This window comes from Proteus sp. NMG38-2, assembly GCF_020640995.1.
In the GTDB taxonomy this organism is placed as follows: Bacteria; Pseudomonadota; Gammaproteobacteria; order Enterobacterales; family Enterobacteriaceae; genus Proteus.
In genome coordinates this window covers 128,027-149,164 of record NZ_CP085482.1, presented here as the reverse complement: position 1 = coordinate 149,164, position 21,138 = coordinate 128,027, and the positions used below count along the sequence as shown (strand labels likewise).

The 21,138-nt window shown below is 46.8% G+C and carries 27 protein-coding genes; 12 read left to right on the top strand and 15 right to left on the bottom strand.

The genetic code is table 11. The annotated features are described in order from the left end of the window. Positions 1 to 208 precede the first annotated feature (208 nt). From LG402_RS21495 to LG402_RS21485, 3 genes are all read left to right on the top strand, one after another. Positions 209 to 589: a hypothetical protein gene (locus tag LG402_RS21495; protein WP_042847269.1), complete on the top strand. Its 381-nt coding sequence runs from the start codon at positions 209 to 211 to the stop codon at positions 587 to 589. Beyond that, positions 586 to 876: a DUF1294 domain-containing protein gene (locus LG402_RS21490; RefSeq protein ID WP_226617172.1), complete on the top strand. Its 291-nt coding sequence runs from the start codon at positions 586 to 588 to the stop codon at positions 874 to 876. Before LG402_RS21495 ends, LG402_RS21490 begins: the two co-directional genes overlap by 4 nt. A 122-nt stretch (positions 877 to 998) precedes the next feature. Then, complete coding sequence (locus LG402_RS21485; protein WP_042847272.1) at positions 999 to 1,916, top strand: LysR family transcriptional regulator; 918 nt, start codon at positions 999 to 1,001, stop codon at positions 1,914 to 1,916. Between the two features lie 65 nt (positions 1,917 to 1,981). On the opposite strand, the gene traA is transcribed toward LG402_RS21485, so the two are convergent. After that, on the bottom strand, positions 1,982 to 2,317 hold the full coding sequence (gene traA / locus LG402_RS21480; RefSeq protein WP_042847274.1) for a TraA family conjugative transfer protein: 336 nt from the start codon (positions 2,315 to 2,317) through the stop codon (positions 1,982 to 1,984). Positions 2,318 to 2,645: 328 nt separating this feature from the next. On the opposite strand from traA, the gene LG402_RS21475 reads away from it, so the two are divergent. Further along, entirely contained in the window at positions 2,646 to 3,281 is a 636-nt protein-coding gene (locus LG402_RS21475; RefSeq protein WP_080750914.1) for a phospholipase D family protein, read from the top strand. Positions 3,282 to 3,340: 59 nt separating this feature from the next. Here LG402_RS21475 and LG402_RS21470 read toward each other — a convergent pair whose 3' ends face one another. The 8 genes from LG402_RS21470 to LG402_RS21435 all read right to left on the bottom strand — a co-directional run bounded on the left by LG402_RS21470 (position 3,341) and on the right by LG402_RS21435 (position 9,213). Then, positions 3,341 to 4,033 (bottom strand): hypothetical protein, encoded by a 693-nt coding sequence (locus LG402_RS21470; RefSeq protein WP_052219385.1) that lies wholly within the window; start codon positions 4,031 to 4,033, stop codon positions 3,341 to 3,343. Positions 4,034 to 4,083: 50 nt separating this feature from the next. Beyond that, the gene (locus tag LG402_RS21465) at positions 4,084 to 5,226 is read right to left on the bottom strand and encodes a hypothetical protein (protein WP_042847275.1); all 1,143 of its coding nucleotides are present in this window, start codon (positions 5,224 to 5,226) and stop codon (positions 4,084 to 4,086) included. A 287-nt stretch (positions 5,227 to 5,513) separates the two neighbouring features. Next, on the bottom strand, positions 5,514 to 6,584 hold the full coding sequence (locus LG402_RS21460) for a restriction endonuclease (protein ID WP_052219386.1): 1,071 nt from the start codon (positions 6,582 to 6,584) through the stop codon (positions 5,514 to 5,516). Positions 6,585 to 6,593: 9 nt separating this feature from the next. Continuing rightward, positions 6,594 to 6,965: a hypothetical protein gene (locus LG402_RS21455; RefSeq protein ID WP_042847277.1), complete on the bottom strand. Its 372-nt coding sequence runs from the start codon at positions 6,963 to 6,965 to the stop codon at positions 6,594 to 6,596. A 20-nt stretch (positions 6,966 to 6,985) separates the two neighbouring features. Continuing rightward, complete coding sequence (locus LG402_RS21450; RefSeq protein WP_042847279.1) at positions 6,986 to 7,423, bottom strand: hypothetical protein; 438 nt, start codon at positions 7,421 to 7,423, stop codon at positions 6,986 to 6,988. Between the two features lie 4 nt (positions 7,424 to 7,427). After that, entirely contained in the window at positions 7,428 to 8,063 is a 636-nt protein-coding gene (locus tag LG402_RS21445) for a hypothetical protein (RefSeq protein WP_042847282.1), read from the bottom strand. After that, positions 8,060 to 8,797, bottom strand: a complete 738-nt coding sequence (gene lepB / locus LG402_RS21440) for a signal peptidase I (RefSeq protein WP_052219387.1) — start codon at positions 8,795 to 8,797, stop codon at positions 8,060 to 8,062. Before lepB ends, LG402_RS21445 begins: the two co-directional genes overlap by 4 nt. Then, positions 8,794 to 9,213 carry a hypothetical protein gene (locus tag LG402_RS21435; protein WP_042847283.1) on the bottom strand — a complete coding sequence of 140 codons (420 nt, stop codon included), beginning with the start codon at positions 9,211 to 9,213 and terminating at the stop codon, positions 8,794 to 8,796. Before LG402_RS21435 ends, lepB begins: the two co-directional genes overlap by 4 nt. Positions 9,214 to 9,399: 186 nt before the next feature. Here LG402_RS21435 and LG402_RS21430 point away from each other — a divergent pair, with 186 nt between their 5' ends. From LG402_RS21430 to LG402_RS21420, 3 genes are all read left to right on the top strand, one after another. Further along, on the top strand, positions 9,400 to 10,185 hold the full coding sequence (locus LG402_RS21430) for a hypothetical protein (protein ID WP_042847286.1): 786 nt from the start codon (positions 9,400 to 9,402) through the stop codon (positions 10,183 to 10,185). A 1-nt stretch (position 10,186) separates the two neighbouring features. Beyond that, positions 10,187 to 11,296 (top strand): toxic anion resistance protein, encoded by a 1,110-nt coding sequence (locus LG402_RS21425; RefSeq protein WP_042847288.1) that lies wholly within the window; start codon positions 10,187 to 10,189, stop codon positions 11,294 to 11,296. A 68-nt stretch (positions 11,297 to 11,364) separates the two neighbouring features. Then, on the top strand, positions 11,365 to 12,348 hold the full coding sequence (locus LG402_RS21420) for a hypothetical protein (RefSeq protein ID WP_042847290.1): 984 nt from the start codon (positions 11,365 to 11,367) through the stop codon (positions 12,346 to 12,348). A 48-nt stretch (positions 12,349 to 12,396) separates the two neighbouring features. Here LG402_RS21420 and LG402_RS21415 read toward each other — a convergent pair whose 3' ends face one another. Further along, positions 12,397 to 12,588, bottom strand: a complete 192-nt coding sequence (locus tag LG402_RS21415; protein ID WP_042847293.1) for a hypothetical protein — start codon at positions 12,586 to 12,588, stop codon at positions 12,397 to 12,399. A 192-nt stretch (positions 12,589 to 12,780) separates the two neighbouring features. Here LG402_RS21415 and LG402_RS21410 point away from each other — a divergent pair, with 192 nt between their 5' ends. Beyond that, positions 12,781 to 13,086, top strand: a complete 306-nt coding sequence (locus LG402_RS21410; protein WP_042847295.1) for a hypothetical protein — start codon at positions 12,781 to 12,783, stop codon at positions 13,084 to 13,086. Positions 13,087 to 13,134: 48 nt separating this feature from the next. On the opposite strand, the gene LG402_RS21405 is transcribed toward LG402_RS21410, so the two are convergent. Further along, positions 13,135 to 14,436, bottom strand: coding sequence for a hypothetical protein (locus LG402_RS21405; RefSeq protein ID WP_042847298.1), 1,302 nt, complete (start codon positions 14,434 to 14,436; stop codon positions 13,135 to 13,137). Between the two features lie 579 nt (positions 14,437 to 15,015). Further along, positions 15,016 to 15,909, bottom strand: coding sequence for a hypothetical protein (locus LG402_RS21400; protein ID WP_052219389.1), 894 nt, complete (start codon positions 15,907 to 15,909; stop codon positions 15,016 to 15,018). A 727-nt stretch (positions 15,910 to 16,636) separates the two neighbouring features. On the opposite strand from LG402_RS21400, the gene LG402_RS21395 reads away from it, so the two are divergent. From LG402_RS21395 to LG402_RS21380, 4 genes are all read left to right on the top strand, one after another. Next, on the top strand, positions 16,637 to 17,158 hold the full coding sequence (locus LG402_RS21395) for a hypothetical protein (protein WP_042847299.1): 522 nt from the start codon (positions 16,637 to 16,639) through the stop codon (positions 17,156 to 17,158). A 363-nt stretch (positions 17,159 to 17,521) separates the two neighbouring features. After that, on the top strand, positions 17,522 to 17,767 hold the full coding sequence (locus LG402_RS21390; RefSeq protein ID WP_227336988.1) for a DNA polymerase III subunit theta: 246 nt from the start codon (positions 17,522 to 17,524) through the stop codon (positions 17,765 to 17,767). A 36-nt stretch (positions 17,768 to 17,803) separates the two neighbouring features. Continuing rightward, positions 17,804 to 18,619: a hypothetical protein gene (locus LG402_RS21385; RefSeq protein ID WP_042847303.1), complete on the top strand. Its 816-nt coding sequence runs from the start codon at positions 17,804 to 17,806 to the stop codon at positions 18,617 to 18,619. Positions 18,620 to 18,805: 186 nt separating this feature from the next. Beyond that, entirely contained in the window at positions 18,806 to 18,949 is a 144-nt protein-coding gene (locus tag LG402_RS21380) for a Hok/Gef family protein (RefSeq protein WP_072035187.1), read from the top strand. An 87-nt stretch (positions 18,950 to 19,036) separates the two neighbouring features. Here the strand turns inward: LG402_RS21380 and umuC are convergent, their stop codons facing one another. The 3 genes from umuC to LG402_RS21365 form a co-directional block, all read right to left on the bottom strand. After that, entirely contained in the window at positions 19,037 to 20,302 is a 1,266-nt protein-coding gene (gene umuC / locus LG402_RS21375; RefSeq protein ID WP_227336997.1) for a translesion error-prone DNA polymerase V subunit UmuC, read from the bottom strand. Continuing rightward, complete coding sequence (gene umuD, locus LG402_RS21370; protein WP_042847304.1) at positions 20,302 to 20,718, bottom strand: translesion error-prone DNA polymerase V autoproteolytic subunit; 417 nt, start codon at positions 20,716 to 20,718, stop codon at positions 20,302 to 20,304. Before umuD ends, umuC begins: the two co-directional genes overlap by 1 nt. Before the next feature lie 69 nt (positions 20,719 to 20,787). Next, the gene (locus LG402_RS21365) at positions 20,788 to 21,138 is read right to left on the bottom strand and encodes a hypothetical protein (RefSeq protein WP_042847307.1); all 351 of its coding nucleotides are present in this window, start codon (positions 21,136 to 21,138) and stop codon (positions 20,788 to 20,790) included.

Below are 21,138 nucleotides of genomic sequence, written 5' to 3'. Positions count from 1 at the left end.
GAGCCTTCCTGTCGGTTGAAATGGACATAAATGGTACGATTTATACAACCGAGTTGGCACAAAAAAGGAGAGCGGATCGGGGACAAAAAAGGCTGACTAGTGGATTCATTCGGTGTCTCATAGAGACGATAAATTTGGGGAGGTATTATCGTAAAACTCGGTAGTGGTTACCGGTTTAGAAATCCCCACAACAACAGGCCATAAGTGCATGAAGAATCCCGATGAAGAACCCTTAAATAGCGAGCCCATTAGCCCAGATAGCCTTGTTAAAACGTTACGCACGCTGTATATGAAGAGCACGCGCGCCCTTCGTGAGTCTGACCGGCAGGCACAAAAGAAAAAGCAACTGCAAAAGGCCGTGCAGGATGCCACAATGCAGTTAAACGAACTAACCATTCAAAGTCTGGATGAGCAGCGCAGTGAGGCGTTTCTGGTGCAGCAGGATATAGCAACAAAAGCACTAAGAAAGGCCAATCGTAAACTGGCGAAGTTCTTTGATACAGCTGAGGAAGTGGAAGATCGCACTACGCTTGCGATGACAAACCTTCGGGATTATCTCTCCACGAATATTGATGAGAGGAATAAATGATGTTTTACGCATACTCGGTGCTGTGGATGATTGCCTGGAGCCTCATTTCGATTTACGTGTATCGTAAGGACAAGCAACAGGCTATCGAGAGAGGCCCGCGAGTAGAGGAATTAACGCTTGATGCGCTGGCCTTTCTCGGTGGTTGGCCGGGTTGCATCATCGCCCAGCAGATGTTCAAGCATAAAACACGTAGTGCATATCAGCGCCGATTTCGTGCTTTAGTAGGGGCCTGGGTGCTTGGCTATGCTTCTTTGTGGTATTTTTTGTGGGTTGGTCAAATTATCTAATCACCAGCATTTCAGACCAAAAAGGGAGGTTGCATTTTTAATGCGCCTCCCTTTTTGTTTACTTCAAAAAAGTAAATTGCAAAAATACAATCCTAGGCTGCAATTTTGCATGGGGAGGATGCATGTATTTATCGGGATGGGACGACGTCAAAGTTTTCCTTGCTGCTTTTCGAACCAATTCCTTGAGGGGGGCATCGATTCGTTTGTCGATGGATCAGACCACGGTAAGTCGAAGGCTAACAAATTTAGAAAAACAACTCGGTGCTAAACTGTTTTACCGCACGCCAGATGGATTAGTTCCTACTGAAGTGGCAGAAAGAGTGTTAGGTATCGCCCAGGAAATGGAGCGTAACTCTGTTTCCTTTCTGCGCTTGAGTGAAGGATCTAATGGTGAATTCTCCGGTGACGTATCAATAGCTACTACAGACAGGCTTGCAGTCGAATTCCTAATGTCAGCAGTTAAGATATTGAGAGATCGCTACCCCAATATTAATGTCACCATGAAACTTGGCGCACAGATGGCAGATATGTCGCGTGGTGAAGCTGAAATTGCCGTGCGAATCCAAAGACCTGCGGCACCAGATCTAATTGCTAAAAGGCTAGGGAGCTGGGATGTCGGCCTATACGCAACCCAGACATACCTTGATAAGTTTGGCCCACCAGAACTCGGCCAGCACCTTGCTAACCATGATATCGCTTTATACGACAATAAATTCAGCAGCCCTGTACCTGATACGATGGTAGGTGAATCTCGCCGAGATGCGCGGGTTGTAGCCAGGCTGACATCAAGCTTCTTACTCACAACCTTTGTGCGTTCGGGAATGGCTTTAGGGGAACTGCCATGCTACCAAGAGCAACGGTATCCTGAGTTAATTCGAATATGGCCGGATAAGGCCAGAAAGAAAAAATATGAAGTGTGGAAAGTCGTACATAAAGATGCCGCTGAACTCGCTAGGGTAAAAGCAGTATCAGAAGTCATTTCTGAAGTGTTTGAACGTGATATTAAGCCATTTGTCGCAGACCTACAAAGCTCGCTGTAATTTGCGCTACAAAGCAAAAACCCGACCGAAGTCGGGTTTTCTTGATGCTGGCCGTAGCCGCTGAATTAGATGCCAGCTGGCAGGGCGGTCGTTACGGCGCTGGTGGAAGTCATCATGCCGTTGATGATATCCGGCGCGTAGTACAGGCCGATGGCCGCACCAACAGCGACCGCGAAGGTCATCAGGGACTGGCGAACAACCGCAGCAGCAACGCCGACGATGACGATCAGACCCACCAGCACGCGGCCCAGAGAACCCTGCATGTAGGAAGTGATTGTGGCCCACACTTCGCTAAAACCAGTTTGCTCGGTACCTTTCGCGTAAACGGCGGTCACGCCCAGAGCCAGAACAGCGGAAGCAGCCAGAACAGATTTCAGGTTACGGGCGGAGATAGTTTTCATCGTTAACATCCTTTCTTGAGTTAAATTTCAGTTTTTGGATGTTCACCTGACTATTTAACGGGTTTCAGCAGGGAACGCAGATAAATATACAGATACCGAATACCTGATTCATTAAAAAAGCCTGACAGAAATACCTTGAAACATGAGAAATAAGGTGACTTTTTGATGCAAAAAGGGAAATGGTTAGATGTAATGGATAAAAATCTGATTTATTGAGTTTTCTGCATGTAGAAAAAAGGTGAACAAATCGCATGGCTAAACGTTTTGTTGCTTGTTTTCCCTGTGTTGTAATGGTTAGTGCAATTACAAACTTCTAAAATGGTGACTCATGGATCTCAAGAAAAAGCTTTTGGTCAGTTCCTTGGCTTTCACTCTCTCGTTATCAGCCCAAAACGCATTCGCGTTTAAATTTGACGATCTGCTTAACGGTCTGGGTAGTAGCCAAGAACAAAGCGAACAAATCCCTCCACGCGCACAGAAAGGCGCGCAGATAAACCACCAAACGCAAATCGTAATTGGCTTCTCGCCAGAAGGGTCAGCCCAGAAGGCGATCATCAATGCTATCCGCTCGGCAAAGTCAGAGCTCCGCCTGGCCGCATATTCCTTTACATCGAGAGATATCGTGAAAGAGCTGGTGGCAGCAAAGAAGCGTGGTATTGATGTCAAGATTGTGGTGGATGAGAAAGGCAATAAGAGCAAGCACTCTATATCAGCGATGAATACGGTAAGACTGGCTAAGATCCCAATCCGAACCAACGGGCGATATGCCATCATGCACGACAAGTTCATCGTGGTTGACCGGCAAACGGTGGAAACTGGATCTTTCAACTACAGCGATAGTGCGAATAAGCGAAACAGTGAAAATGCGATCGTGTTGTATAATTTACCAGAAGTGGCTGAGGTTTATCTGGAGCATTGGGAACGCCGTTGGGCAGGCGGGACCGAGCCGGAGATGAGCTATTAAGTTGGAAGTGTCAAGTTAGCGAACTGAAAACCACTCTATATATCGAGTGGTTTTTTTGTTCAACGCAAAATGGCGGTGAGCTCGCTCTCGTTAGTATCGACAAAGAACACCTCCCATAGCTTTTTCGCCAGGGTAGGGTTGATGACATTCACCTTGGAAATAGGCATCACACGACTCAGACCCAACCCCATAAAGTGCTCATAGAGCATGCGGGAGTGCCCACCAAACACACTTAGCGGCTGATTCAGAAGAAACACCACCTCTGCCATTGTTAAGCCTTCAACCTGCAACGTATAGCCCAGCGCGCGGGAACAAATCTCACGCATTACGCCGCGCTTAACTCGATAAATTTCATCTTCACTGAAGTGCTTTGGTAACTCACTTCGATCGCAGGTCATAGGGTCGATGCCGTCAATATAGCAGGCCGAATCATACTCAATACGGTACTGTGGCTCACCACTGTCATCGGTATTTTGCAGGCAACCAACCGGGTCAAGAATGGTGCCATCCTCCAGGACTAACCAGCCATACTGCGTATGAGATATTGAAAAAACGCCGTGATCACCATCGTTAACCGCCTCTTTATGTCGCGTTAGCCGAGTTCCCAACATTGCCTTACCACCGAAAACACCCCGCTGAAGAAGCGCACGACAAACTAGGTATGAATGTTGTGGTGTCCATTCGGCGTGAGGAATGCTGATACAGTAGCTTGTCGCAATGAGACGGATTCCATCAATAAGAGGGCTTATCATATTTACTCCGATAAAAAAGGCGTATCAAGGATACGCCTGTCCCATTGATCTTACTTTTTTGATTTCGGCTTTTGTTCAGGCTCCGCCGAAATGTAACGAAGGGAGTCAGTCCGCTGGCCCGGCTCACCAACACCTTGGAGAATCAGTGAATAGGTTCGCTTGCCTGCAACGATAAACAGATCCGTTGCTTGCGACCAGGAGGCCTTATTTTCACTGCGCTGGACACGGAGAATACCGCCAGGCAGCAATTTCAGTTGCCAACCTTTCTCGTCTGACAGGTAGGCACTTATGTTCTCACCCTTATCCGTTGGTAGCAGGAAGATTTTGGCAGCAAACGTGCTGTAGAGATAAACGGTATCCTGTTGTTGAGCTTTATACTCAACTTTCAACGCCGAACCTGTGTAGTTCAGATCCGAACCCGTCATCGTCATAGGTTGAGCGAACTGATTAGTAGCGGGGAGCTCAACGCGCTCCGGTCGGATAGGTTCTGGTGAGCCTGCTGGTGCAGGCTCAGCCGCCTGAGTTGGTACAGGAGTTGGTACTGGCTCAGGCGCTGGCAGTTCAGCCTTCGCTTGCTCTTCAGCCACTGGGGCCGCTTTTACGTCACCGCCCAGTGAAGGGGAAACGTCGGCTTCAGGTGAATTTTCCTCAGCGATCCCAAACTTGGCCGGGTCATACTCCCGCTCATTGCTGGCCGCAATTGGAGCAGATTGCTCTGCCTTAACGACATCTTCAGCCGGAAGGATTTCTGCCGTAGGCATAACAGGCTCAACCACTTCGGCTTCAACCGGAGTTTTAGTTTCAGGCAAACTGTTCTTCTTCAGTTCGGCAATTTCCAACGCGGGCGTTTGCGGCTCGTTTTTGCTATCAGTTGTTACGGCTTCGGCATTAGTCAGTTCAGACTCATGAGCTTGAGTGCCGCTGTTCTCAATGTCCTCTTTGACTTTATCAGTCAGCGCAACACCGTCGTTACCGATATTAACCGACATAGCTTCGACTTTCTCAGCCGGAGTTTTATCGCTCGTTAAAATAACAGCCGTCATCGCACCCCCTGCGATAATGGCCGCTACGATCACGGAAAGCACCGTCTTCTTCGATACTTTCTTCGTTGGTTCAGGCGTGTCCGCTTCCGCAGAGCGTTCACGCAAAATTTCCTGACCGTATTCAGCGCCAGTGCCGCGTTTCTCAGTCATCTATTTCCCCTCAAATTCATTCATGCACATTACCGATCACTGCAACGTTCGTTATGTTTACCCCGTCGCAGTTCAGCCTATTTAACAAACCCCGCAGAACGGAGCCCATGACCAACAGTGTTACCCTCACTGCCTGGTTGGATTGCTTGGTGATTATAACGGCATTGCTTCCGCTGCCGAAATTCAGAAGGGCGAAAAGGTCTGCGTTTTGCTTCCCTTTTCAGATGGAGTGGATATAAAAAAAGAACGCCGACTAAACGGCGCTCCATGAAAGAAAAGGTGAACGACTACAGTTCGCGGGTACCACGACAGTCTGGGAATAGGGAGCAACCAAAGAATGCTGACTTGCCAGATTTTCGAAGAACCATCTTTCCGCCGCATACCGGGCACAACGGCTCTTTCGCATCAATGGATTGAGTGGTTGCTTGGGACTTAGGGGGATTCTGTTCTAACTCTCCATTCCCTTTAATCATTTCGATCAGTTGTGTACCGTCGAGTAAAATAACCTTTCCTTTCACATTTTCGCGTTGAGCGAACTTCCATGCTTCATCGGTAAACAGGCCTGACGTAATAATGAATCCACGGTGAAAGCCGTCTGCGAGCACCACACCGTAAATTTCGCGGACAATAGCAACACCGACACGGTTTGTTTTCCAGTGTTTGCATTGCACCATTTCCCGGTGGCCGAAACCCTGAAGCTCAACATCCACACCACCGTCAGCGCCAGCCTGAGTAACACGGGCGCGATAGCCTTTAGTTTCGAAGAACTTGCAAACCACTTTTTCGAACTGATCCCACGTCATTCGCTCTAAGACCTGACGTGCATTGACGACTCCTTTTAGCTTGCCAAGCGCACGCCCTGAAGCCGATAACTGAAGATATTTAACGACCGTCCCAACAAAGAAACACAAGCCGATATAGAAAAGGAAAGCACCCACTAGCAGCGGTAGTTTGGCATGGAGCAGGTTCATGACAGAGACCATTTTGTCTTCAACCTTCTCACCGGGCGGGAACAACACATCGACAATCGCCTGGCTGATGGCACCTTGATACCCATAAGCATAGAGAAGGACCGTGATTGCCGCGATTGGAAGCCCGATATAGACACGAAATAGCAATGTGGTCTGAGGGGCATTTAAAGTGCGCCAATTTTCTTTTCTGAACCACGTTCCGACAACAACCCGCCCAGAGAACGTGAAAAACAGGAAAATGGACAACGTCAGCAGAAAGGAAATCAGCTGAATTTTCGAGCTCCCCGCAAAAATCGTATTGAGCACTATAATCAGGCCCGACATACCATAGAAGCGGATCCGCATTGCCTTTTCGGGTGTAACCTGACGTTTCTTTCCTTTCGACATTTACTGCACCTATTTTCGTTTTTTAGGCCAAGCCCGGCGAGCCTTGGCCCTCACCGACAGCTCATTGGAATTTAGAATCACGATGTCGTAAACGGCAATCAACCCCACTACGGATGGCGTGCCGTAAACGACAATTTCAGGGATGAGAGGTAGGTATGGTGAAATGACAGCATAGTAAACCACTAGTGATAAGACATACGTTGCCCAGATGTAGTAAATTTCTTTGCGGGCCAGCAAAAATACAGCGGCACAGAACAAAGCCATGTTTCCAACACCGATAATGTGGAAGAGCTCGGCCTCATTCTTACTGGCATATACAGCCAGGGCATAAACACCAGCTATCATTAACATTAAAACGTAGTTCACCACACGCAAAACCATATAAACCTCAACAAAGTAGCTTAGTCATTTGAATGTGCCGAGTTTATCATCGGCAGATCCGCTGACGAAATCACTCCAGTTTCGGCCGCAGGCACGTACCCAGCCATAGCATCCTGGTTATCGCATGCGATTTGGTTGGGGATCCAAAAATCCCCGTTCGTTGCTTCAACAAACCGAAAAACCATTTGGCAGGGGACATTTAGGACAGACGCGATAATCATGGTTTGGTTGCTCCCCTCAATAAATCGGGCGCTTTCATACTGAGCATCCTCAGCGAGCCCTTCGTTAAATAAGACTTGTAGTGCATCCAGCTCCGTCACTGGATCCGTCGTCACCTCTTTGCTCGGCGCTTTCTGTTGCGCTGGGGCTGACAGAGGTGTCACAGGCATCGGCTTTCCCGGCCCGACGTTAGCGCACCCCCCAAGGATTAGAACCATCAAAACTGACAGATATTTCATTGCATTACTCCTTCATGACGATGGAATTGTGGTTATTGAATAAGTGGATTACCTGCTGAGCCGATATATCCTCCCAGCCTTCAGGCATATCCGGTAGTTCATAGGTCATGGTATCTTCACGGGCATTCACGGGAATGGAGCAAACGAGAGAGAAGTTTCCTTGCTCGTCAGATATTGCCCATATTTGGGAAAAACCAATGACAGCCCCTGCCGTGACGCGCTGATTAATGCCCAGCATCATGCAGATAGCGCGTTGATATCCCATTGCACCAGGCTCACCGTATAGCGCACAATCAACACCTAGCGCAGTCAAAGCATTTACAGCTAATTGCATTAGCTCACGAGAGACAGCCTCACCAGCAGGGTTGTCATGACGCAAGGCATAGGGAATGTGATCAGTCTCAGCCAAAAGGGAATCATCCCCGGCCAACTTAAAGCCGGTCACTTTTTGGATGTGTTCATAACGTGAGCGGAAAAAATATTCAGGTACGCAGAAGTCTGGTCCTGAAAAGTTGATGAACCCAAGCCGTTCACAGACAGCCAGAGTCTGAGCTCTCCACTCATTGTAGGCTTCTACGGCACGAGCGAATTCAGCCACCATTTCAGGTGATTTTGTCTGGTAGAAGATTTCAATCATCATTTTCGCGCACCATCTGCACCTTGGCGGATCACTGCCATTTGTACGTCGAGCGCATCGTAATTGTTGAACGGATTAAAATTGAACAATGTGTGTATGACACGGGCATGAATCCGGTCATGCGGGACCAATCCTCGCAAAGGCTTTGGTGTGCCAGGTGGGTTTTCCCAGTAACGACTATCCCATGAGTGATCACGGTTGTCCCCGGCCATAAAGTAATAGCCTTCAGGAATAACCCAGCGACCTTTTGTTGGTACATAAGCAGCGTGTGTATCGATCACAAATCTGTACGGTTTACCAGTGCGCTCATCACAGGCCGAGAACACAAGGAAACCACCTTTTTCTTCGGTTTTTTGCCCCAGTACCCTACCATTGACTCGATACGTTTTGTCTGTGTCAAATTCAACCACATCACCGGGAATGCCGATAATGCGCTTTGTATAAAGCGTGCGAGGTACTGAAGGAGCCTTGAACACAGCTACATCGCCGCGCATTAATCGGCCATCGTCCAGCAATCCCCCCAGCCTGACCGCCGTAACATAGTCACCTACTTTATAGGTGGGCTGCATGGAGCCCGTAGGGACGCTGTAGATTGAGCCTATCCACCGATCACTGACAAACAACGTCACGGACAAGGCAAGGGCGATCACAAGCCAGGGTTGCGGTTTTCGGCGTTTGATGACATCTCGGCCCAAAACTGCCACCAGCCCGACAAATAAAATACCGAGCCCATTCATGAATGCACCGCCTTCAAAGAACGCGCGTAACGAGTGAGTGAATCAGCCAGGCGTATGTAAATTGACAACAGGTAGAAGTGATATGCGCTACCTTGCGCCATTTTTACGGCCAATGGATACTCTATTTCTTCGCCTCCTTCCATGATTATGAGGGACAAGTTGACGAATTGGTCATCACGACTAAAGCGTACACGGATTACCCGATTCGTTTTTACCGGCAGGTAATAACAGCGATACCCGATCACCGCAAAAACCAGTAAGAAAAGAGCCAGCAAACCGACTGGGACAATCCAAGTTAATTCCCCCGATAAACAGAACCAAAAGGCAACAGAAACAGCACCGTCAGTCAGTAACGTGAATACGCGGTTGAGCCGTAGGCGGCCAGTCAAGATCATCAATGGTACGAATCGGAGCATAGCTTCCTCCTGTTTATGGATGCGGACAGGATACCGAACACCTAACCGGTGACTGAGTTTTTTCATCGACAAAACGAAGACGAAAAAAAGGGGGCTTATTACTGATAAAAATTGACCTCATTTTCTTTGTCAGCAAATTTGTCGTGATAGCTTGAAGGTAGATTCTATTGTTCTTTAGGAGTGCGCATGTCCACCAGCCTGATTGCTCGGCAATTACCCGCGTTCGTCAATGACGCGATAGGCGTTGTTAGCTTTGGTCCCAAATTACTGTCCCATTCCGATGACATCCTTGATTTCAACGGTAACAAAATGACGCTGGAAGAAGCCATGAAATCGGGATCTGAAGATACGAAAATCAGCGAAACAAGCGCACTCTTGGTAAAGCACCTTGAGGCTTGTGACCCTGCGGTGTACTTCAAGCGCAAGACGGGATTCCTGTCCCGCATCTGGGATGCCCTGACGGGGTCAAAAGAAACACGCATGATTGAGTTCACCATGAATTGTCGTCGTGTCGATCGGCTGGTGGCACAAGCCCCATTGATACTGGAGCAGGCGCAAAAAGGCGTGCATATCTTGTTGGCGCTTGAGCAAATCTATACGCGTGACATTGAAGCTTTGGACGCTTACATCCAAGAAGGCCGGGCATTTATAGCCCAATATCGTGAAAGTGGGGAGGGGCTATCAGATCAGTTGGAGTACGGACTGACCCGCTTAGCTCAACGCATCCTTAATCTGGAAGTCACCAAAGCCTCTTCAGAAATGAATAAGGTTCAGGTAGGGATGTTGCTGCACTCTGCCGCAACAGAGGTAGACCTTCTGGATGCGGTTGTGAAAAGTGCAATCCCTATCTGGCATCACCAAATAAAACAACTGCGAAGTGGAGCGGCCAATATCGAGATAGATCCGCAAGTCGAACAGCGTTTTCGAACGTTGGTAAACAAACTCAACGATAACGTTAAAAAGGGTAGCTGATATGACCAACACAATCACTGTCACCGCTGATCAGATTATTTTGAACAAAGAGTCTGAAAAGTTTGCCGTCACCCCAGCTCAGCGCGATCAGGTCGCTGCCGTCGCAAACACCCTTGTGCTGGGCGATCCAAGGAGCGCACATAACTTTGGCCGCAGCAAATCACCCGATGGTGCCTATCTGGATAAGCTGTTGGAAAACGTTCATGTCTATAACCAAGGCAAGGACGGCAAGCGGCTGAATGAAATCGTTGAACTTGCTCGCGATATCAGTACGTCTGTACAGCCTGGCAAGGTGCAGCAGCTGTTACTGAAAATCCCAGTGCTCGGGTACTACGCGACGCGCGCACTTCGACTCGCTCATCGGGCGAATGACCGTTTTGACAACGTTAAAAACCAAGTCAGCTTACTGACGGAAGACATCACCAGCATCTCGACTGATCTCATTGGTCACAACAATAACCTCGACATTTTGTATGAGGAAGTGCTGGCCGAAGTGCATGAGTCGGGCATTAATATTGTGGCCGCAGGTTTCGCGATAGAGCATATTGAAGCCACCCTGAAACAGCGCCGCAAGGCATTGAAGAGCGACCCAGAAAACAATTTGCTTGCTTTGGAAGTCAGTAATATCGACCACCAGCTGGCCGTACTGAAAAAACGCAAAGTAGATATCATCATGACGCAGCAGAAATGCTTTGAGGATTTGACCATGATCCGAATGATGCAGCGAAATAACCTCAACATGCTTGACCAGTTTGAAACCATCAAGCGTGTAACACTCCCATCTGCCAAACGCGCTCACTTGCTGGTGGATCAGGCCACACAAAGTAACAACCGTTCAAAGCTGGTTCAGGCAGTGGGCGATGTCGTTAATGCGCAGGCGAGACACCAGGCAGACTTGGTCAGCGAGAGCTCCATCCGAATTGCACGGGAAGGACATCGCCCGGTGTATGATGAGTCAACATTGGAGCACATTTCAAACACCATCGGCGGTGCCGCGCGCGAGATTAAACGGATCCAACGTGAAAGCGAAGGCCACTACGCTCGCCTATCTGAACGTACAGACGCCTGGCAGAAGCACCGCCGTGAACTGCTTTTGGAACTGGCGGAATAATTTAGCAGTTACATCATAGGCCGAGTTATTCGGCCATCTCATTTAACGTTTAGTGTCCGGAGGGGGGAATGGTTAAGACAGAACCAGATATTGTCTCGACTGAAAAACGTATTCAACACAAGCGAAATCGATTGTTTTTGACGGGTTGCATCCTGTTGCTGCTTGCGGGTTTCGTCTGGATATTCAGTTGGATGCAACAGTTTGAACTGGATACACTCCATGCTATGGCGATCAATAAACCTGTTAATTTGTCTCTCGGTTCAGGGGCGTCGATAGAAGGGGGATTTGTCACAATCGGCGGGGTTATTGAAAAATACCTTTCGTATAGTATTCCATTTTTAGTTGCATTGGCCGTTGTCGTGGTAGGGATTGCGATAATGCAGTCAGAAGCATCGTACCTCATCATCATTGCGCCTGTCGCCGGTGTCATTTTTTCAACAATAATCCTGACGCATGATGAACCAAAATCGTTACCTAGCGCCACTTCGGTACGGACTGAAATACTTATTCCTGCCGGTGAGGTTAATGAATTACTGAGCGCGATCACGACAGAATACCCAGGGGTTGGCCTTATCCTGAAGGATGCGATGGAAAAGGGGAGCAATGATACAAATGCGGTTACCGCTTTTGAAGGTGAAATACGTTCAGGCTATGCTGCGGGTGACGCTCGTCGTGCGATGTCCATAAGCGTGGCATTGGTTCAGGCTCTGGCTGTGGCCGCGCAGAACACTTCTGACGAGAAGGAAGCTAACAAGCTTCTGGATAAAGCGAGCCGAGTCGCAGCCCTCAGTGTTCGCATTTTGAGGGATAATTATTTTGTGGATAGCGAGTTGGCATATCGATTATATGAATTGGCCCAGCGACTTGAGCCAAGCATTGTTAATGATGCCAAACCAAGCATTGAAGTGAAGTATCAGGAGTCGGCTGAAATCGCAGGAATATCACGAATACTGAACTGTGCTTTACTTGTGATGACAATGATACTCATCACGTTGTCTGGATTCGCAAATAGAAATCTGCGTTTGCTGAAGCAACTGAGAACGCAGCCGTGAACCACAATTCATAGAAACGAAGAGCCCCGGTTTTGCCGGGGCTTTTGATTAATGGTAGTGCTTGTTGTGATCGTTTTCCTCTTCTGCTTGAGAGGCCGCTGACATAATAGCCGGAGGTTCGGCGTAATCCTTTCCCTCATCATCCGGCTTCTTAAAGAATTTTGACCAAATGTAGTGACCAGCCAGTAAGGCAACTCCACCACCAATCATCAGCACATCAAACAAGTCGAGCTTAGGCATTTTTCTTCTCCAGTCAAAATGGGTCCATACCCGGCTGGCGTTTAACGCTTTCGGGCAGCGTAGGCAGTTCCCAATTTAAACACGGGCATTCTGACAAAAACACAGAAAAGGAGAGCGAAACGAGGGGGAAAAAAATCTGGCTCCATACAGTGCCATGAGATAATTAAGGCTCTTACCAACGCAGAGGTTTTAATGGCATTGATTATCCGAGCAGGAACCGGCCAGAGTGATACCACAGTCACCAAGGCTGATGAGCAAGGGCTTCTTGACCCTGTATTCGTTCAAAGCGTTCTGAAAGGGTACCCTGAGTTTTCTCAGCTAAGTCAGGGCATCACGTTGAATGGTGTGGTCTATGATCGTGTTCTCATGAATGAAGACGCGAAACACAGCGAGCTGGGTTTGAATCAACGAGCCACCACTTTGCTGGAGGAACATGTTTGCCTGGAAGGGCCGATCGTCGGTGATGTGTTGTTGCTAACGTCAGGAGAGCTTTACTGACACGTCGGTAATAAAAAGGCAACCATGTGGTTGCCTTTTCTTGTTGGATCATCCCAGCTGGTGGGGGTATTTGAGCCACCAGTCAGGTGAGTATAGGAAGTTTCCTTTCTCTTTCCAGCCAGCACCTATCAGCTGATCTTTAACAAAGTCAGGTTGTTTGCGTAGCGTGTCAATGGAAACTTCATCGACAATACAGACCGTTCCTTTCTCACCTTCAATCTCACTTTTAATGTAACGTGTCAGGCCGATGAGTTGAATGCGTGAGCTGATTGCACCTGCTGTCCGATCCATTTTTTTGGCTATCACGTCTGGCGAATGATGCTCCCCAAGTAAAGTGAATAGGAATTTATAGTTGCCAGCGAACCATAATTTACCGTTGCGCGTTTTTTCACGAGCAGGTGCTGGCTGGCGCTTTTCAGTGGATGTAGGTGGTGTCGAAGCTGCGGGGGTGGCGTTTTTTTCAGCCAGAGGAGGGGGTTGAGGTGCTGCGGTATCAATAGCCTGTCGTTTGGCATTCACTGCTTTCAACAAGGTTGCAGCGGCCATCATGTGCTCATTACACCGAACTGGTGTATCGGCTTCTGTGACTGAAGCTTTCAGCGGCCAGGAGCCTGGAATCAGGTCGGTGATCTGGGTTGCGTCAGACCACCAGGTTGGGGCTGTTAATTGCAAACCATCAATGAGCCAGCCATTGTGCAACATAGGTAGCACGTCAAAATAACGCATTTTCGACAGCACTCGTGGCTGGATAGTTGCGCACATCCAGACCTTGGCCTCCCCTGAGTCTTCAGCAGTTCCGACACGAACCAAACCCATGATAGAGAGCTGTTGAATAATATTAGACATGCTGCGCATCAGTACCTGCGTTAGTGCATCCTTACTGGGGCGCTGAGACAGAGCTGTCAGCATCATGCCCACATCCTCTGGAGTCCAAGGCTTACCGTTATTGAGCAAGTGAACTGTTCGGCGAGCAGGCGCGTCAGCATCGTCGTTATAACGAAACGCAAGAGCAGGGCGTGATGTCCACCACTCAGGCGACCGCAGTGATTGCTCTCCACGCCATACCTGTGGAGCCCATCCCATCTCGGTCAGATTGCGATAAATGCCGGACATAGTTTTACCCAAGCAAGCAATACCGACCTGGTGATTTGGCACCAGGGTTATCTGGCTGAGGTCATCAATGTTTTCACAAGTGGCAATGTACAAATCCATCGCGATACACTTGCGTTGAATTTCTTCCACATCCTTACCGATGACTGACGATAAGGCTGTAAAAGAGTAGTTATCCTTCAGCCCCTTCACAAGCTTGAGTTCGTCAGTAATCGACCACGCGATGTTCTCTTGAGTCATGTTGAGGTCCTATTTGATTACTACAGTGCTGATATTTTAACCGAGGGCAAGTCACTATCGAAATTTTGTGACCTATTTTGCACAGGGTTATGTACAGAATTTGTGGATAAAATGGCGATCAAAAAGCTTGATTTAAATTTCAAAGGCATCATTGGATTAGCCCTCTAGATTTAAGCTAACGTGCAGGTCAACGGTTGCCTGGCAGCCGGGGATGTATCTCGGCCAATCAGTTGCATTTGCTCGCTTTATAACCACGACCTCAAATCCAAACTGATCCGCAGTCAGGTCAACAATAAAGTCAGCATTATCCGCAGTTGCTTCACACCAATAATGGCCGTGCTGAGATGATGATGTGTATAACCCTCCGTCAGCGTACCCATCACCTCCACGGATCCGTGTCGGATAGCCGCCTCGGGTTAACATTGCGGCCAGCATCAAACTGGCATATAGACAGGTTCCCTTGGTTGAGGAAACATTGCAGTGTGCTAGTAACCCGTCGAGTATAATTCTTGCCTTCTGGGCAATCTCGGTTAATGAAGGTCGGGCTGGTGGAATGGTTAGGTGATGTGGGCTCACGGATTAGCCCTCATTCAACAGACGCTGTATAGCCGCTCTGACACGCAGGATTGCCGCACGCTCAGCGATTGTGCTGAATCCCTTAGTGTTATGCTTGCGTTCAAAAATGTCTTTTTCCCAGGCGGAGATATAGCCCTTTTCCCGTGCCTCGGCCAATTTGACTACCAGTTGTTCAGGATCTGAAATGACACAGAAGGGGGTGGCACTAACCTTTGCGAGGGCCTGCGCTTCTGCGGTGGTTTCCGGTAGCGCTTTGGAAATCCCGGCCTGCATCATTTTGGTTTGGATGTTAGCTCGTATCGCGTGCTGTTTGACCGTTAATTTTTTCATAGGAAAGGTCCGCAATGCGAAGTCCTTTTCCCACTGGTTGATGACATTCTGATTGAATGCGGTTTGGATGTGACTTGCACCGTAGACCAGCGCACGACTTTCTTCACCCATGTCTGCTAATTTGGCATTGATAGACTCACGCGTTTTCCGTTGTTTCTGCGTTAGCTTCCGCTTGTCGATGTTGCTCAGGTAAAACTCAAATTCCCAGGGGGTAATCACGGATTGAGCCAATGCCATTTCAAGCAATTTTCGACTGGCTGCTTTCGTACCGTCTTTTGATATCCGATCAATTGCATTGAAAATGCCATCCGAACCCAGAGCCATGAATTTATTGACGCAGCAGTTCCCAACTCTTGCAGCCTTGTTGTTCGTTTTATTTTTGATAACGCAGATTTTTATGATTGGCTGATGGCCGCACAAGCACTGGTCAGCTATCTGCGCCCGAAAAACTTGCTGTAATGACCATTCAGTACGGGCACTTTCCCAATCTTCAGCCGTGGACATTTTCGTAATGCGCTGCATTAATTGTATGTGCTTGTAACTTTTTGCTTCGTTGCTCTCGCTCATTGTTTTTCCAGTCAATCAAATCCTTACCTTTTCCCTGTAGGGTATAGATTTTGCCAAATAAGGGTCAACGGAAAAGCACCCTGTTTTGTTGTCCTTTTCGGTACAATTAACAGCGTGTTAGTAATTGCATATTTATGCATAAAAACTAATGGAATATGAGTGAGGTTTAAGCCGTAAAAAAGGGGGTGACTCGTTAAAAGTCACCCCCCACACTGGATCCCCACCCAGACATACAATGCTTCACATTCGTTTGCATTGATTTAAATCATACATTCTTCAGAATTAGATGGAAGTCTTTTTTTGGTCAAAAAATGCATAAACCACGAATGAACATTTGAAGCGAAAATGCGTGATAAAATTGTCACGATTTTTCCATTGCTTACAGCAAGTATATATTTGCTCAGTATAATTTGCATTTTTACCACCGTGGGTCGCGTTTATGCAGCATGAATGACCTATGTGCAATGTGGGCACAAATTAACCAGAATTTAACAAATCACTCGATGGTGCGCACAACTGAAAAGCGCCGATAAAACTAGCCGTTTCATCCAACCTTTGTGACAAAATTGGTTTATCCTCTTTGGATAAATGCCTTTCTTGGCTAATTGGGCATTTCAAAAGCCAGACATTGTTTCTTGAATTATTACGCATGATCTCGGTTAAGTGATTTCGTCAGGCGACTGGGCGGGCTTACCATTTCTGTATTAACGTACAGAAGGAGCTCAGAATGACTGCAATAATTGATAAACAGATTTCCGCCGCGAACTTAAATGCATTTGGCTGGCAGTTGGGAGACCACATTCACTCAACACCGTTTACCTCCCATGTTTTTTATCTGCGGGACTACCGAGATGATCAGGTGCATTTGGTGACCATTGGACAGCGGGACTTTGATTCAGCGCGCACAAACCTTGATGTGCCCATTGGGGCTCATGTGGAGGCAATAGCTCAGCTCATTAAAAAAAGTAGGAAAAAAGCATTATCGCAAAAGCATGCTGGCGCGCTCAGCTTTGCGTTAGTGAATTACATCAAAAACACTGGCGCTTATCGCCAATGGCTCACTTTGATTTCACCCGGCGAACGCATGCACGCAGTCATGAATATCTATAGCCAGAAAAATGGCCTAGTGAGACTTCGGCCATTTATCGTGCGCCACGATGAGTTAATGCTGACACCGAACGATGTCATGCAGAGCACTGAACAGATTTTTGTGATGGATAAAGCCAGGAATCCAGAGTGGTTTAACTAATCTGATATCTACTCGATAATAAGAAAAGAAGAGAGCGTTTGCTCTCTTTTTTTTGAAGTGACTCAACATTGTGTAATTTTGCATTAACCTGCAAGTAGACGAGTAGGGCAGGAACGCATAAAATTATAATCGCGAAATGCCTTTATAAATCAATGGCTTATTTAACATAATCCTCATTATATGTATCGCGTTAACAATTTTAACAATTGGGTTTCCTGAGGAGATTTCGAACCTCAAAGTGTCAGAAATGGAATTGAAAGATGAAAATGAGAGCCAACGCATCTTGTTATCTTTCAATGTGCATAGACTTATACTTTAACCATATTATGATCGATGGATTAGACGTTAAATTAAAGGCACGACATGGGACACAACTTAGCGGAATTATCTAAAGAAGAAATGGACAAGGTTAATGTTGACCTTGCTGCTTCAGCCGTTGCTTATAAAGAGCGACTAAATAAGCAAGTGCTTGATGTTCAAGTTGAACAGGAGCAGCCAGAGCACCTGAGAGAATATTTCCGTGAGAGATTAGCTCATTACCGCAAGCTTTCCGAGATACTGCCTGGCGCGGGCTATTACGCAACGCTAGACAGCAAAGCACAGCAATGAGCTTACACTTTTAACCTACTTTTATATGGATATTAAATGACGGAATTAAACAAAAACGACTGGATCATTGAAGCTGATAAATCTATTAAGGATGTCTTAGCTAATGCACTACGAACCGATAAAAATGGTTCTTGGGATGAAAATCAGATAACAACGAACGCATTGAATGCCATTGGTAGCTTAGGGAAGCAATTGAAATGGAAATCGCAAAACCAATCTACTGTTTGGGAGTCATATAAGCAAAAAGGCAAGGCTGAGACAGCTTCAGGGGACGTACTTTTTTTTATTAAAGTAATCTTATCTAATGAGGTGACCATCGAGGGGGTAATTTACTACGAAGCAAAAAAAATGTATTTAAATGAAAGACAAGAACCTACAGGATACTCAGCTTTTGACTTCAATCAATTGGGCAGGATAGTACACCACTCATGGGGAAGCAACATATTACTATACGACGTAAGCCTTACTTCAAGTGCTAATGGAGGAGACCCGGAACACTCAGTTGGTTCGTTTGCTTTACCAGCTGCTTTTGTTTATTCCCTCCTAAAAGGCACTAGCAGATTTACTTCCAATCAATCCAAAGAATTACCAGGCTTAGGCAAGCCGTGGGCAAATTTTTTGGCTGATAATTTCTCTGGATTTGGTTTAGATTACCATCCCGCAGTCGTCGGTTACGCAAAGGAATACATATCTCAAAAGCATCCATTGTTACCTGCAAATATAGTCATTGCAACCACAAGTAAAGCGCCAGAGATAGAGCCAGAACTGGACCGCCGTTTTATTATTCCAAATTTATATATCCCGTCTGGTGAAGATGCAGATGGTGAGGTCATTCGTCATACTGATGATTAATGAGATCAGATGTTTGTGGGAAGTAAAAGTCTGTTATTATGGATTTGGGTGCTTGAATCATTTTGGTTCGAGCATTTGCAAGTTCCAAAAAGACGAAAGCCCCGAATTATATATGACAATAATTCGAGGCAGTCTCCAAACGTAGCAATTTGATTCTGCCTCCTTTAACAAAAGGAGTCAAGAGGAATGACCAAGTTTGCCCTTATTAGGCTGATTGCCGTATGTATTACGGTTTTGTGTTTCTCTCTGCTAATGCGAGATAGGCTTTGCTCTTTGAGTGTAAGCAGCGGAAATACAGTGGTTCAAGCTACTCTTTCCTGTAACGAGTAGTCTTGTGGGGGAGTTATCTCCCCCACATTTCTCTTTCTTTTGCCATGTTCGGTGATGCAAGCACCCTTTTCAATGCCTTCCTGACGATCAACGCACCTTCGCAATCGGGAGGTCATTGACGTTTGTTGTATATTCCGGAGACAGCATGCCGCGCGTCATTCCCCAGGATGGGTCACATCCTTTTCCAGCAAAGCCAATATTGAATTTTCCAGATCGATTCATGTTATCCAATAGAGCCATCAACTCTTCACTTCTTTTAAAAGGTTTGGCGGTGGAAAAAAGGTCGAACTGAGTAACATTTGAACCGGAAAAATCAGACAGCATCACGCCTGCTCGGTGGTATTGATACCCTTCCCTCCAAATTGCCCCCAGAGCTTTAACTGTGGCATTAATGATATCTCTTGTGTCTGCGCTAGCGTACACCAGACGCTCAGTAGCCCGATTGCTATACAAAGGGCCTGGCGAATAATGGCTTGTGCCAAGGAATACACTGACGACGCCACACAGTTGCTTTTCAGCCCTCAATTTCTCACTCGCTCTCTCTGCATAGGAACAAATTGCCTGGTGCATTTCGTCATAGCATTGAACTTTTTTGCCAAAAGATTTCGAGGAAATAATTTGCTCTTTAACTTTTCGCACTTCTTCTATTTCAATACAGGACTCACCGTTGAGCTCACGAACCGTCCTTTCAACGACAACGCCGAAGGTTTTTCGGATCGTAGCGATATTAGCATCAGCCAACTCTAACGCGGTATTAATGCCCATCATACGCAGCTTGGCAGAAATGCGACGACCCACCCCCCAAATCTCATCAACCGGTAATAATGACATCAATTTTCTTTGTCTGGTTTTTTGGCTTAATTCGACTACGCCCCCGGTTTTGCTCCAGCGCTTTGCCGCATGATTAGCCAGCTTGGCGAGTGTTTTTGTCGGACCAAAACCAACGCCAATAGGAACATGTGCAATTTGCAAAATGTCTTTTTGGATGGCCCGGCCAAATTCCTCGTACCCCCCTAACCTTTTACTTTCTGGCACGATCAGAAAGGCCTCGTCTATTGAGTATACTTCCATGACATCTGCAAAAGTGGATAACACAGACATAGTTCTGTCTGATACATCCTGGTACAAGGTGTAATTTGAAGAGAAGACTTGAACATTGTTTTTTTTAAAGAAATTTGCATTTTCAAAGTACAGAGCCCCCATTTTAATACCCAGCGCCTTTGCCTCCTTTGAACGTGAGATTACGATATGGTCATTATTTGCCAGAACAACAATAGGTAAGCCCTGGAGGCGCGGGTTAAAAGCAGACTCGCACGAACAATAAAAACTGTTAATGTCGCAGTGAGCAAACATCATAACGTTTTGTGAATAACGTAGGTCACAACCCCAAAGACGGTGAACTCAGCCCAATCAGCTATAGGAATTGGAGAAAAACTTGGGTTCATCGGGATAAGTGCTGGATACGGCGTTTTTTGGAGTTTTTTGATAGTAAATTCGCCATCTATGGAAGCGATGATAATGTTTCCGTCATGCGCCTGTAGGCTACTGTCTACGATAACAATGTCACCATCGCTAATATTGGCGTCGATCATTGATGTACCTGATACCCTCAAAAAATAGGTTCCCGCCGGGTGTGTTATTAATAATTCGTTTAAGTCTATGTTTTTTTTGGCGTAATCAGCGGCTGGGGAGGGAAAGCCTGCGGGAATGAGCGCCTCGAAAAAAGGCAGTTTTATCCCCGCTGGTAATTCACATAATGAAAATTGCATAACGCCACCTTTTGAATAACTGTAAATATATACAGTATTATTATTCAGGTGCGAATGATTGTCTAGTTGCTATTTTGTGATGGTATTCCGGTAAAGAATATACTCGCGATACAGAAGCATGATAAACCCACCCGCGACAAAGCCTGAAATGCTGCTCTGATATCCTTCTGGGGGGTGATAGCCTGCGATGGTAGCGAGTAAAATACAAGGCATACCAACCAATATAACGATTGTCCTTACGGCCTTTTGCCTGCCCATTAACATTAAAAAGGCAAGGCCAAGTATGAAGCCAAGCAATGTCGTAGCATCAACACCCAGACTAACAAGTCGGACTATGATTAAGGCGATTATAAATATTGCGATGAGCAGCTTATTTTTTTGGTTGCGGTACATGTAATGAATGAATTCAAGTAACCGCAT